The organism is Thermodesulfobacterium hydrogeniphilum (genome assembly GCF_000746255.1).
GTDB lineage: Bacteria > Desulfobacterota > Thermodesulfobacteria > Thermodesulfobacteriales > Thermodesulfobacteriaceae > Thermodesulfobacterium > Thermodesulfobacterium hydrogeniphilum.
Genome location: NZ_JQKW01000011.1, coordinates 1 through 14,262 on the forward strand (window position 1 = coordinate 1; position 14,262 = coordinate 14,262).

General features: G+C 33.0%; 11 protein-coding genes and 1 pseudogene. 1 reads left to right on the top strand and 11 read right to left on the bottom strand.

Annotated elements, in window-relative coordinates:
* Positions 1–259 (bottom strand): annotated as a pseudogene (locus CC87_RS06280) (hypothetical protein); the annotation flags it as partial.
* Between the two features lie 450 nt (positions 260–709).
* Between CC87_RS06280 and rpsO the strand changes: the two are divergent.
* Entirely contained in the window at positions 710–979 is a 270-nt protein-coding gene (gene rpsO / locus CC87_RS06285; RefSeq protein WP_038057321.1) for a 30S ribosomal protein S15, read from the top strand.
* A 79-nt stretch (positions 980–1,058) separates the two neighbouring features.
* Here rpsO and rpoC read toward each other — a convergent pair whose 3' ends face one another.
* The 10 genes from rpoC to CC87_RS06335 all read right to left on the bottom strand — a co-directional run bounded on the left by rpoC (position 1,059) and on the right by CC87_RS06335 (position 14,137).
* Positions 1,059–5,120 carry a DNA-directed RNA polymerase subunit beta' gene (gene rpoC, locus CC87_RS06290; RefSeq protein ID WP_038057323.1) on the bottom strand — a complete coding sequence of 1,354 codons (4,062 nt, stop codon included), beginning with the start codon at positions 5,118–5,120 and terminating at the stop codon, positions 1,059–1,061.
* 22 nt (positions 5,121–5,142) lie between these two features.
* Positions 5,143–9,237 carry a DNA-directed RNA polymerase subunit beta gene (gene rpoB, locus CC87_RS06295; protein WP_038057325.1) on the bottom strand — a complete coding sequence of 1,365 codons (4,095 nt, stop codon included), beginning with the start codon at positions 9,235–9,237 and terminating at the stop codon, positions 5,143–5,145.
* A 123-nt stretch (positions 9,238–9,360) separates the two neighbouring features.
* Positions 9,361–9,753: a 50S ribosomal protein L7/L12 gene (gene rplL, locus CC87_RS06300; protein ID WP_038057327.1), complete on the bottom strand. Its 393-nt coding sequence runs from the start codon at positions 9,751–9,753 to the stop codon at positions 9,361–9,363.
* A 25-nt stretch (positions 9,754–9,778) separates the two neighbouring features.
* On the bottom strand, positions 9,779–10,306 hold the full coding sequence (gene rplJ / locus CC87_RS06305; RefSeq protein WP_038057329.1) for a 50S ribosomal protein L10: 528 nt from the start codon (positions 10,304–10,306) through the stop codon (positions 9,779–9,781).
* A 167-nt stretch (positions 10,307–10,473) separates the two neighbouring features.
* Positions 10,474–11,196, bottom strand: a complete 723-nt coding sequence (rplA, locus tag CC87_RS06310) for a 50S ribosomal protein L1 (RefSeq protein ID WP_038057331.1) — start codon at positions 11,194–11,196, stop codon at positions 10,474–10,476.
* Between the two features lie 13 nt (positions 11,197–11,209).
* The gene (gene rplK, locus CC87_RS06315) at positions 11,210–11,635 is read right to left on the bottom strand and encodes a 50S ribosomal protein L11 (RefSeq protein ID WP_038057333.1); all 426 of its coding nucleotides are present in this window, start codon (positions 11,633–11,635) and stop codon (positions 11,210–11,212) included.
* A 15-nt stretch (positions 11,636–11,650) separates the two neighbouring features.
* Positions 11,651–12,178 (bottom strand): transcription termination/antitermination protein NusG, encoded by a 528-nt coding sequence (nusG, locus tag CC87_RS06320; RefSeq protein ID WP_038057335.1) that lies wholly within the window; start codon positions 12,176–12,178, stop codon positions 11,651–11,653.
* A 1-nt stretch (position 12,179) separates the two neighbouring features.
* The gene (gene secE, locus CC87_RS06325; RefSeq protein WP_051920666.1) at positions 12,180–12,437 is read right to left on the bottom strand and encodes a preprotein translocase subunit SecE; all 258 of its coding nucleotides are present in this window, start codon (positions 12,435–12,437) and stop codon (positions 12,180–12,182) included.
* Positions 12,438–12,699: 262 nt separating this feature from the next.
* Positions 12,700–13,131, bottom strand: coding sequence for a hypothetical protein (locus tag CC87_RS06330; RefSeq protein ID WP_038057338.1), 432 nt, complete (start codon positions 13,129–13,131; stop codon positions 12,700–12,702).
* A gap of 31 nt (positions 13,132–13,162) precedes the next feature.
* A complete protein-coding gene (locus tag CC87_RS06335; protein ID WP_156955592.1) occupies positions 13,163–14,137 on the bottom strand; it encodes a sulfite exporter TauE/SafE family protein in 975 nt (324 codons plus the stop codon).
* Positions 14,138–14,262 lie beyond the last annotated feature (125 nt).

The window sequence follows — 14,262 nt, forward strand, 5'->3', positions numbered from 1 at the left end:
ATAGAGCTTCTCTATCTCTGGGGATGTTTAGATTAAGTAGACCGAAAAGGCAAGCTAATTCTCTTTCGTAAAAACCATTAGCTTTGTTTTTAGGATTTTGTTCTTTTTGTTGTTTAAGAAATAGTTCTCTTTGTTTAAGCATAAGGAGATTGAGAAGTTGTTCAGCGATGAAGGTTAAAGCCTCATAAGAAGTAGAATTTTGAGCTTCTCTGATAAGTTTTTCAATTTCAGCATTTAAATCAATCTCTTTTACTTCCATTTCTTTAACCTCCTCCTTACTCTCTTATTTCTCTATACTATCATAAATCAGACATAATTTAAATAATACTTCCTTTTAGATAGTTTTTATTTAAAATTTGAGAGTAGGAGTAAAAGGGGTTTTATTTAAAAAATGGGGGTATTGTGCTTAGAAAATAATTAAAGTAGGAATTTTAATTGGGTTTATTTTTAATTTTTACGAATTTTTTAAGAAGAGTTAATTTTTGGGGAAGATTTTTTTTTAAAATTTTTGGATAGGGCTTCACAATAAAGTTTCAATTTATAGCATGAAAAAAATGATTTTGGGTAAATTTTTTACTCCTTCAACCTTAAGCGGGAATTTTGGTTTTGAATTTTGTATTTTTTAAAAAACGGTTTATAATTATAATGTGCTTGGGGAAAGGGTTAATCCTTCTCCAGGCTTAAAAATAAATTAAAGGAGGGATAAATTATGCCTTTAGATCCAGAAATTAAAAAAGAGATTATTGAAAAATTTCAACGCCATCCCAATGATACAGGGTCTCCAGAAGTACAAATTGCACTTCTAACTGCAAGAATTAAACAATTGGAAGAACATCTTAAAATACATCGTAAAGATTTTCATTCAAGAAGAGGTCTTATGAAAATCATTGGTCAAAGAAGAGCTCTTTTAAATTATCTTAAAAGGACCGATTTTAATAGATATAGAAATCTCCTTCAATCCTTGGGTCTAAAAAAATAATCTTCTAATATTTAAAAATAATAAAAAAGGGGTAGGATTTAAATCCTACCCCTTTTTTATTCTCCAGTATTAAAAGCTTTTAAACCCAACCTTTTTCTTCATAGATAATTCTGCCAGTTCCAGCAGGAATAAGTCTACCTATGATCACATTTTCTTTTAATCCTTTAAGATAATCTACTTTACCTGCAATAGAAGCCTCTGTTAAAACTCTGGTAGTTTCTTGGAATGAAGCTGCAGATAACCAAGATTCTGTAAGCAACGCTGCTTTTGTAATTCCAAGAATAATAGGTTCTGCTACTGCGGGTTTGCCACCCTGAGCTATAACCTTTTCATTCTCCTCTTCAAATTTTACTTTATCTACAATTTCTCCTATCATGAAATTGGTATCACCCACTTCTTTTATTTTAACTTTTTTTAACATTTGTTTTACAATAACCTCAAAGTGTTTATCATTTATTTTAACACCCTGTAATCTATAAACTTCCTGTATCTCTTCAACTAAAAATCGCGCTACTCCTTTTATCCCTTTTATTTTTAAAATATCATGAGGATTTGGAGAACCTTCTATCAAAGGATCTCCAGCTTTAACTACATCTCCTTCTCTAACAACTATATATTTTCCTTTAGAAATATAATACTCTAAAGGCTCTCCAACTTCGGGTTGAATAACTATTTTCTTTTTACCTCTTGTTTCTTTTTCAAATACAACTCTCCCATCAATTTCTGTAATAATAGCATAATCCTTAGGCTTACGAGCTTCAAAGAGATCAGTAACCTTAGGTAAACCACCTGTAATATCCTTAGCTTTTAAAGTCTCTCTTGGAATTCTTGCAATAACATCTCCAGCATGGACATAATCTCCTTCTTGAACACTAATAATTGCTCCCACAGGCAATTCATAACGGGCTTTTCCTCTACCTTCAGGTAGATCAATAGTTCTTCCTTTTTCATCTTTTATAGAAATACGAGGACGATAATCTGTAAGTTTATAGTCTCTTACAATAATACTAACTCTTCCTGTAGTAGGATCAATTTTTTCATCAACTGTTACTCCATCTATAATATCTCCAAATTTTACTCTTCCTGATACTTCAGTAATAATAGGTGTAGTATAAGGATCCCATTCTACTAATAAATCACCTGGTTTTACTTCCTGTTTTTCTTCTACTCTTATTTTAGCTCCATAAGTTACAGGATATTTTTCTATAATTCTGCCATCTGGAGATACTATAGCTATTTCTCCCTGTCTGTTTAAAGCTACTAATGTCCCATCCTCTCTTCTTACCTTTCTTATGTTAATAAATTCCACTTTACCTTGAGATTGAGCTCTATGCTCATTTTGTTCAAGAGCTTTACCTACTGCTCCTCCAATATGGAACGTTCTCATAGTAAGCTGAGTTCCAGGTTCTCCAATTGATTGAGCAGCAATTATTCCCACAGCCTCTCCAATCTCTACTAATTTACCTGTGGCAAGATCTCTTCCATAACACTTCCTACAAACTCCGTGTTTAGCTTCACAAGTAAGAACAGATCTAATAGTAACTTTTTCAATTCCAGCTTCTTTCATTTTTTTAACTGCTAATTCATCTATTTCTTCATTAGCTTTTACTATTACTTCACCTGATATAGGATCAACAATATCTTCTAAAGCCACTCTTCCAAGAACTCTATCCCAAACTGGTTCAATAATCTCACCTGCCTCAATAAGGTGTCCTATTTCTATACCATCTATAGTTCCGCAGTCCTCTTCGGTAACTATACAATCTTGAGCTACATCTACTAACTTACGGGTAAGATAACCTGCATTAGCAGTTTTAAGAGCTGTATCCGCAAGTCCTTTACGAGCACCATGAGTAGAAACAAAATACTCAAGAACTGACAAACCTTCCCTAAAATTGCTCTTAATAGGTGTTTCAATAATTTCTCCAGATGGTTTAGCCATCAAACCTCTCATACCTGCAAGCTGTCTTATCTGATCTTTAGAACCACGTGCCCCAGAAAAAGCCATAATATAAACAGGATTAAAACTTGGACCCTTTACCTTTTCTCCATTAGGTCCTATATATTCCTTTGTTTCCATTTCTTTGATCATCTCTTCCGTAACTTTTTCAGTAGCATTAGACCAAATATCTACAGCTTTATTGTATCTCTCACTTTCAGTAATTAAACCTTCTCTATACTGATCCCAAATCTCTGCTACCTTTTTTTCAGCCTCTTCTAAAATTTGAGCTTTTTTCTTGGGAATAGTTAAATAATCTACAGAAATGGATAAAGCTGCCTCTGTAGCTTGAGCAAAACCTAAATCTTTAAGTCTATCAGCGAAAATAACAGTCTTTTTAAGACCTGCTCTACGGTAAGATATATCTATAAGCTTTTGCAACTCTTTTTTAGTAAGTGGTTTATTATATTCTTCAAAATCTATTTCTTCAGGAACAATAGTAGAAAATATTACTCTTCCCACTGTGGTTTCTATAAGTTTTCCCTTTATTTTAACTCTAATTTTAGCCTGCAAATCAACAGCACCTGTTTGGTAAGCTAAAATAACCTCATCTTTATCCTTAAAAATTTTACCCTCACCTTTGGCAAAGGGTCTTTCTATAGTCATATAAAAAATACCAAGAACCATATCTTGGGTAGGATAAACAACAGGAATTCCATTAGCAGGTAAAAGTATGTTATTTGTAGAAAGAATTAAAACTCTATTTTCAACCTGAGCTTCTACAGAAAGCGGCACATGAACAGCCATCTGGTCTCCATCAAAGTCTGCATTATAAGCAACACAAACCAAAGGATGGAGCTGAATAGCTTTAGTATCAATTAACACAGGCTCAAAAGCCTGGATTCCAAGCCTGTGTAATGTAGGAGCACGATTAAGCATAATAGGATATTCTTTTACAATTTCATCTAAAGCATCCCATACTGCAGGATGTTCTTCTTCTACCAATCTTTTTGCAGTCTTTATATTAGTAGCATATCCATGTTTTTCTAACCAACCGTAAATATAAGGTTTAAAAAGCTCTAAAGCCATCTTTTTTGGCAGACCACATTGATGCATCCTTAGTTCAGGTCCAGCAACTATTACTGATCTTCCAGAAAAATCCACTCTTTTACCAAGAAGATTCTGTCTAAATCTACCCTGTTTACCCTTTAAAACATCAGACAAACTTTTTAAAGGTCTTCTATTTGGTCCCATTACAGGACGCCCTCTTCTACCGTTATCAAAAAGCGCATCAACAGCTTCCTGAAGCATTCTTTTTTCATTCTTCAAAATGATATCAGGAGCATCAAGATCTATAAGCTTTTTCAGTCTTACATTACGATTGATAACTCTTCTATATAAATCATTTAAATCTGAAGTTGCAAATCTTCCACCTTCCAAAGGAACTAAAGGTCTTAATTCAGGAGGAATAACAGGGATAACTTGTAAGATCATCCATTCAGGTTTATTTCCAGAGAATTTAAAAGCACGAGCCAATTGTAAACGTTTACCCAGTTTCTTTCTACGAGCTTCACTGTGAGTGGTCTGCATTTCTATTTGAATATCTTGAATTAATTTATCCAAATCTAAATTTTTCAAAAGCTCATAAATCGCAGCAGCTCCTGTATCAGCTATAATTTGATCTCCATACATTTCTTTAAGAGTATAATATTTATCTTCAGTAAGAATAGTTCCCACAGGAAATTCATCTATCTGACTTTCAATAACTACATATTTTTCTAAATAAAGTATAGACTCCACTTCTTTAAGAGTCATATTAAGTAAAAGCCCAATTTTGCTTGGTATACTTCTTAAATACCAGATATGAGCTACAGGTGCAGCAAGTTCTATATGCCCCATTCTTTCTCTTCTTACCTTGCTCTGAATAACCTCAACTCCACATTTTTCACAAATAACTCCTCTATGTTTCATTCCTTTATATTTTCCACAAAGACACTCAAAATCTCTTACAGGACCAAAAATTTTAGCACAAAAAAGTCCATCTTTTTCAGGTTTTAAAGTCCTGTAATTTATAGTTTCTGGCTTTTTTACCTCTCCATAACTCCATTCTCTTATTTTTTCAGGAGAGGCTATTCCTAATTTTATAGCTCTTATTTTCATTAAATCCTTTGGTTTTTCTAAAATTGAAAGGAGTTCTTTCATTATAAATACACCCCCTTTTATATTAATCTTCTAATTCTTCTATTAATTCTATATCAAGGCAAAGCCCTTGTAATTCTTTCATTAATACTTTAAAACTTTCAGGCATACCTCCTTCTAAGAAATTTTTACCCTTTACTAATTTTTCATACATCTTTGTTCTTCCTTCTACATCATCACTTTTAACAGTAAGAAATTCGTGTAAAGTATAAGCTGCACCATAAGCTTCTATAGCCCAGACCTCCATCTCCCCCAATCTCTGTCCGCCAAATTGAGATTTTCCACCAAGTGGTTGCTGAGTAATTAAAGAATAAGGACCTGTAGAACGAGCATGTATCTTATCATCTACTAAATGATGCAATTTAAGCATATGCATATATCCTACAGTAACAGGCTCTTTAAAAGGTTCTCCTGTCATACCATTATAAAGAATAGTTGTTCCGCTTTCACTTAAACCAGCTAACTTAAGCCATTTTTTAATCTCTTCTTCTTTAGCACCAGCAAAAACAGGTGTTGCAATGGGTATTCCATCAATAAATCCTTTTGCAAGTTCTATTATTTCTTCATCACTTTTACCTTCTACTAATCTCTCATATTCATCCTTATAAAAAATCTCTTTTAATAAGGCTTTCACACTTTCTACTTGATATTCCTGAGCAAGCTTAGCAATCTTTTTACCTAATTCTTTACAAGCCCAGCCAAGATGAGTTTCTAAAAGCTGTCCTATATTCATACGAGAGGGAACACCAAGAGGAGAAAGAATCATATCTACAGGTGTGCCATCTGGCAAATATGGCATATCTTCAATAGGAACTATTTTAGAAACAACTCCTTTATTTCCATGTCTTCCAGCCATTTTATCTCCGGGCTGAAGTTTTCTCTTCATAGCTACATATACCTTAACAATCTTCAAAACACCTGGAGGAAGCTCATCTCCTTTTTTAATTTTGTTAATTTTAGCTTCATATTCATCCATAATTTGTTTTCTCTTCTTCTCATAAGCTTTTAAAATCCTGGATACCACATCCTTCTTAGAAGATGGAACAATATCCTTTATTTTGGAAAGCAAAGAAGCAGGTATAGATTTTAATAAATCTAAAGTAAATTCATCATTTTTATTAATATAAATTTCTTCTTCTTTTTCTAAATTATTTGTAGCCTTTTCACCTTGTAATACTTGAGCCAAGGTATTAATTACTCCTCTTGTAAGGACCTCTAAAATATCTGCCTGATTTCTTAATAGTCTTGCTATAGCTTCATCTTCTTTCTGTTTAGCTCTTATATCCTTTTCCAAACCTTTACGGGTAAGAATTTTTGTATCTATTACTATACCTTCTATCCCTGCTGGAACTCTTAAAGAAGTATCTTTTACATCCTTAGCTTTTTCTCCAAAAATTGCTCTCAAAAGTCTTTCTTCAGGAGTAAGAGTGGTTTCACCTTTAGGAGTAACTTTTCCTACTAAAATATCACCTGGTCTTACATAACTCCCTATTTTAACAATACCACTCTCATCCAAATTAGCTAAAAGTTCGTCCCCTACATTAGGTAAATCTCTGGTGATTTCTTCTCTCCCAAGTTTGGTTTCCCTTGCTACACATTCAAATTCTTCAATATGTATAGAAGTAAAAACATCATCTTTAACCAATCTTTCAGATATTATTATAGAGTCCTCAAAATTATATCCTCTCCAAGGCATAAAAGCTACTAATATATCTTTTCCAAGAGCAAGTTCTCCATGATCAATAGAAGGACCATCTGCTAAAATATCACCCTTTTTAATTCTCTGACCTGGTTTTACTATAGGCTTTTGATTAAAAGTGGTATTTTGGTTTGATTTTTTCCACTTAATCAATTCATAAATTTTTATTTCTGGAAGTTCTCCCTCTTTACTGTCATATCTTACTACTATTCTTGTGCTATCTACATCTTCTACAATACCATCTTTTTCAGCTATTATAATCATCCCTGAATTAAGAGCTACAGCTTTTTCCATTCCAGAACCAATAAGAGGTCTTTGGGTTTTTATTAAAGGTACTGCCTGTCTTTGCATGTTAGAACCCATGAGAGCACGGTTGGCATCGTCATGTTCCAAGAAAGGTATTAAGGAACTGGAGACGCTGACTATTTGTGCAGGAAAAAGATCAACAAGATCCACTTCATCTCTATGAGCTACAATAAAATCACCATTTTTTCTGGCAGGAACATACTCGTCTAAAATATTTCCTTCTTTATCTATCCTAATAGTGGACTGAGCAATCACCAGATCTTTTTCTTCTGCAGCATTTAAATAAATGACCTGTTTAGTAACCTTTCCGTTTTTTACCAATCTATAAGGTGTTTGTAAAAATCCATAGGGATTGGTTTGAGCATAGGTAGTAGGAGACACTATCAAACCAATATTAGGACCTTCAGGGGTCTCAATAGGACAAATTCTCCCATAGTGACTGGGATGAACATCTCTAACCTCAAAACCCGCTCTTTCTCTTGTTAATCCTCCAGGACCTAAAGCTGAAAGCCTTCTTTTATGTGTGAGCATAGAAAGTACATTAGTCTGATCCATGAATTGGGAAAGTTGTCCCTGAGCAAAAAATTCCTTTACAGCTGCTATAACAGGTTTACTATTAATTAACTCTGCTGGGGTAACAGCTTCTAATTCTTGTAACTGAAGCTTTTCTTTAATGGCTCTTTCCATTCTCATTAAACCAATCAGAAATTGATTCTCAACCAATTCCCCTACCGCTCTTACTCTTCTATTGGCTAAACTATCTATATCATCTCCTTCCTCTTCTCTTTCTTTTAAACGAATCAATTCTTTTAATATAGCTATAATATCTTCCAAAGTGAGTATTCTTTGAGTAATAGGTATATCTAAATTTAAACGTAAGTTGATCTTATACCTTCCAATCTCAGACAAATCATAAGTAGCAGGATCAAAAAACAGAGATCTAAAATACGCTTCAGCTACTTCTAAAGTTACAGGACTGGATGGCCTCATTTTTTTGTATATTTCTATTAAAGCATCTTCTTTTGTTTTAGACTTATCTGTTTTTAAAGCATCTCTTAAAGCTGAAGTATAACGATGGGTATCCATAAAAAGAACTTCTATTTCTTTTATATTTTTTTCTCTAAGTTCTTGTAATTTTTCCTTAGTAATTTCTTTATTTACTTCTAATAATATCTCTCCTGTTTCTGGATCAACTATCTCCTTAGCACAAGCTTTACCTATAAGAACCTCATCAGGTAACTTTATAGTGTTTATACCTGCTTTTTTTAATCTTCTAATTATGCCTATACTTATAACTTTGCCTTTTTTTACTAATACATCCCCTGTTTCCGGATGTATGATATCTATCATAGCTTTTTGCCCGGATAACAATTCATAATCTATAAATAGCTCCACTCCATCTTCTAAAATCTTGTATTTTTCTGTAGGATAAAATAAAGAAAGAATTTCTTCATCAGTCAATCCCATGGCTTTAAGAAATACTGTAGCACTAATATTTTTTCTTTTATCAATTCTTACTAAAAATCTTCCTTTATAATCATAAATAAAATCTAACCAAGAACCTTTTACAGGAATAACTCTACCTATATAGGTCAGTCTTCCAGCTTTAGCATGAGTTTTATCTTTTTCAAAAATAACACCGGGAGATCTTTGAAGTTGATTAACTACTGCTCTTTCTGTTCCATTTATAATAAATCTTCCATCTTCTGTCATAATAGGGATAGCACCAAAGTATATTTCCTGTTCTTTTATATCTTTTATACTTTTTACTCCTGTTTCTGGATCCATATCATAAGTAACCAAACGAACTCTAAGTTTCATAGGGGCTTCATAGGTAAGCCCTTTTTCTTTAGCTTCATCTGGAGTGAGTTCTGGTTCTAAGATTTTATAATCTATATATTCTAAAACAGCTGTTTCAGAATAATCTTTTATAGGAAATACAGATTTAAAGCATCTATGAATTCCCACATCATTTCGTCTATCTGGAGGGGTATTAGCCTGAAGGAAACGATTATAAGATTCCTTGGGAATCTTTAAAAGATATGGCACATCTTTTATTTGTTTTACTTTAGCAAAGCTTTTTCTAACTCTGAGATTTTGATTAGAATTAGACATGTTTAAATTCCCCTCCTTGAAAATTTTAAATAATGACAAAAAGGGTTTTCCCCTTTATAAAGAGGAAAACCCTTTTATATTCTTTTATAGCTTTTATAGAATATTTTTTAATAATGATCAAGGCTATTTTATTTCTACTTTTGCCCCTGCTTCTTCTAATTTTTTCTTAATTTCTTCAGCTTCTTCCTTAGAAACACCTGTTTTTACTGGTTTTGGAGCACTTTCTACTAAATCTTTGGCTTCTTTTAATCCTAAACCTGTAATTTCTCTTACTGCTTTTATTACCTGAATTTTATTACCACCTATTTCACTTAAAATAACATCAAATTCTGTCTTTTCTTCAGCAGGTGCTGCTCCTTCAGCAGCTCCTGGGGCAGCTCCAACTGCAGCAACTGCTGCAACAGGTGCAGCAGCAGATACTCCAAATTTCTCCTCAAGTTCTTTAATAAATTCAGATAACTCTAAAACACTCATGTTTGCAATAAATTCAATCACTTCTTCCTTTGTTACCGGCATTTCTAACCCTCCTTTTTATTTTCTTTTATTCACCTTTTGCTTTCTTTTCTTCAATAGCTTTAAGCACATATAAAAAGTTTCTAAGCACAGCAGCAAGTACTCCCACAAAATTAGAAATAGGAGCCTGCAAGGTTCCAAGTAATTGAGCAAGTAATACTTCTTTAGAAGGTAGTTTAACTAATTGCTCTATTGCTTCAGCATTATAACCTTTACCCTGAATTACAAATCCTCTTAATTGTAAGGATGTATGTTCTTTAACAAATTCATGTAAAACTTTAGCAACTTCAACAGGGTCTTTATAAACAAACACCAAAGCTGTTGGCCCTTCCACATAATCATTTACCGGATGAGCTGGTGTTTCCTGAGAAGCTATCCTTATTAAAGTATTTTTAGCTATTCTAAATTCTCCACCTTTTTCTCTTATAAGCTTTCTTATCTCATTACTTTCAGCAGCTGTAAATCCTCTATATGTGGTTATAAAAACCCCTTCACATTTAAGAAACTTCTCTTTCAAATTTTTGATAATTTCTGCTTTTTGTGCTCGGGTAAGCAAGGTTTACCTCCTTAAATAAATTCTTCATACCGAAAGGGCACCCTTTCGCCTCAGTAGGCTGAGGGAGTACTCCCTCTATTTAAGCCTTTAAAGGCACCTACCTGTCTTAGGCCCCAAGAGTAACCCTCATAGGAAGGACTCTCCAGGGGCTTTATCCTAAAAATTCTTTAATCTCCAGAATACCTTTGTATCAAATTTCTTACATCATTGGGATCCACTTTAATCCCAGGTCCCATGGTAGTAGAAATAGCAATTCCTTTTATATACTGTCCTTTAGCTGCAGGTGGTTTAGCCTTTAAAAGCGCATCAAAAAATGCTGCCATGTTTTCTAAAAGTTTCTTTTCGCCAAATGAAACCTTTCCTACAGGAACATGAACAACCCCACCTCTATCTACTTTAAAATCAATTTTTCCTGCTTTTATATCTCTAACTGCCTTAGCCACATCAAAGGTTACTGTACCTGTTTTGGAACTTGGCATCAAACCACGAGGTCCTAAAATCTTACCCAGTCTACTTACAAGTGGCATCATATCAGGAGTAGCAATAACTTTATCAAATTCTAACCAGTTTTCTTTTTGAATTTTTTCTATTAAATCTTCATCTCCTACATAATCAGCTCCTGCTTCCTTAGCTTCTTTGGCTTTTTCTCCTTTAGCAAAAACCAATACTTTAACTGTTTTACCTGTACCATGAGGCAAAACTACTGAACCTCTAACCATTTGATCAGCATGACGAGGATCTACCCCTAAATTAACTGCCACTTCCACAGTTTCATCAAATTTGGCATAAGCTGTATCAAGAGCCAATTTTACAGCATCTTCAAAAGAATATTTTTTAGTTCTATCTACCTTAGCTAAAGCTTCTCTATATTTTTTCCCATGTTTCGCCATTTTTTCACCTCTCCTAATCTACAATTTCTATGCCCATACTTTTTGCAGTACCTTCTATAGTTCTCATAGCTGTTTCTAAAGATGAAGCATTCATATCTTTCATCTTCATTTTCGCAATTTCTTCAAGCTGTTTCCTTGTTACTTTACCCACAATCTCCTTACCAGGATTATGAGCTCCCACCTCAATTCCAGCAGCCTTTTTTAAAAGCACTGAAGCCGGTGGAGTTTTTAATTCAAAAGTAAAAGATCTATCAGCATAAACTGTGATCACTACCGGAATAATATATCCTTCTTGTCCACGTGTCTTTTCATTAAATGCTTTAACAAATTCCATAATATTAACACCATGTTGACCCAAAGCTGGACCAACTGGAGGCGCTGGTGTTGCTTGACCAGCAGGAATTTGCAATTTTATCTGAGCAATTACTTTCTTAGCCATATTACCCTATCCCTCCTAAATCTTCTGTAAGTATGCAAATTCTATTTCAACAGGAGTCTCTCTACCAAAAATACTTACTAAAACTTTAACTTTTCCTTTCTCAGGTTTAACCTCATCTACAATACCTATAAAATTAGCAAAAGGACCTTCTGTAATTCTAACTCTATCTCCCTGCATAAATTGGTATCTTGGTTTTGGTTTTATTTCTTCTACTACTAATTGAGAAATAAGCTTTTCTACTTCTTCTGTTCTAAAAATATAAAGTTTATCACCACCTACTATGTCTAAAACCCCCTCTATTTTTTTTATCTCTTCCTTAAGCTCCTGATCTATATCTCCATATACCAAAAAATATCCTGAGTAAAATTTTTGAGAAACCTGTTTTTCAGGTGAAAAAATAACTTCTATATCCTTAGGAGGTGGAACAAAAAATCTTTCTATTTTATCTTTCAATCCTTTTTCTTCTAACAAAGATTCTATCTGATTCTTTATCTTTTCTTCTAATCCAGACCAAACTTGTACAGAATACCAAATCTTAGCCACTTTATCTCACCAAAAATGAAATTATAAAATTATAAATCACATCTAACAAACCTAAATATCCCCCTATAAATAAACTAAAAGCAAGTACCATTAAGGCACTCATTAAAACCTGTTTCCTTTCAGGCCAAGTAATTTTCTTGGCCTCTATTTTAACATCTTTTAAAAATTTTACAGCCTTATTTACTAAATTTCCTTCTTTTATGTTTATATTCTTAACAGCTGCTTTATTTGGATTTTTAGTAGTTACCTTTTTAGCCATTTTAAATTATCAACTATTTAATAACTATCAGAGTTCAATAATATTATCTTTAAAAAGACAATAATCCCCTTACTTATCAAATATCTTTAACTCACAAAACTTTATCACATCTCAAAAATTTGTCAATAACCTATTGACATCTATATAATTATTATTTTTTGGAACTTTTTATCAAGATAAAATAGAAATATAAAGATCTAAAGACTTTAGAATAAAAATATATTAAAGCACCGTCCAAAATGGACGGTGCTTTAATATATTTTTAGTGTCCTCCTACACCAGGCATAATAATAGGCTTTAATATGGCAAAAAGAAATTCTATAGTCAAAATAATAAAAAATATAGTATAAGCTTTTTGGCCTTTTGTTTTAAAAATTCCTGATACTAATCCAGCTAAAGGTGCAAGAGCTAAAATACAAATTCCTACCATACTAAGACAATCCATAGCTGTAAGATTGGTAAGAAACCAAGAATACCCATAAACTCTTATACCCTTAACTTCTTCCCAAAATTTACTAACCGGTAAATTCCAGTGAGAAATTGCATGTTTCATATTTACAAAACCAGGAAGTCCAAATAAATAGAGTAAACCGAAAATTACCATCACAATTAAACCTATATAAGTTGTAATTTCCATAAATTTAGCAAAAGTGATATTTAAAGGATCCACATAAACCTTATTTTCTTTATTCATATTTAACCTCCCATTTTTATAAATTTTTTAATTAAAGTATATGCAAACCTTTTAATCCTTTAATAATATTCAAACTTGCAGCAAGTAACATAATAGCCATAACTAAATATTTTACGAACACGGGTTTGGCTTTTACAGCTAATTTAGCTCCAATACGGGCTCCAATAGAAATTCCTATTACTGAAGGAACTACAATTAAAGGAAGAACCGCTCCTTTAGAGATATAAATCCATGCTGCAGCAGCATCATTTACTGCAATAATTGCCATACTGGTAGAAGTTGCTACTTTAATAGGTGCTCCCATAAGAAGGTTTAAAACTGGAACATTAGCCCAACCTGCTCCCAAACCAAACATTCCTGCTATAAAACCTACCAAAGCAAAGAAAAAAATGCCTACAGGTAGACGAGTAATTCTATATTCCACAATTTTATTTAAAGTAGGCTCAAACCAGCTTCCTGTAAGCCCTAAAGCCTTAGACAAGTTATCCTGCTCTTTTACTTCTGGAAATTCTACCCTTTTTGAAGTAAGCATTACTATAAAAATAATAAATAAAACTATTCCTAATGCAATGGTAATATAGTATTTTCCAGAAGGAAAAGCATTTGTAATCCATAATCCCACTATTCCACCTAAAATAGAAGTTACCATTGAAACACAAACTACTGGAGCCATAATTTTTACATTGGCTAAGCCCTTTCTAATAAGCTCTGGAGAAGATGAAAGAGCACTGGTTAAAGCCATAATAAGTCCTGTACCTCTAATGAAGTCTACACTAAATGGAAAAAAAGCTGTAGAAAGAGGGACAAATAATACTCCCCCTCCTACACCTGACATAGGAGCTATAAGACCAATTATAAAAGTAAATCCAAAAAGAATAATAGGCCAGCTCCACCATGGCAAACCACTTGAAACCTGTGATGCTGCTCCACTTTCAGCAAAAGCTAAACCATTATATACTAATAATAAGTTTAAAATACATAAACTCCACCAGAGAAATTTTCTCATATAAACCCCTCCCTATTAATTTTTCGTTTTATTCCTAAAATTTCCACTTAAAAAAACAATAATGTCTAAGAAACCCCTTTGAAACTTAGTTCTCACCTCCCTTCTTTTTTAAATTTTTTAATTAT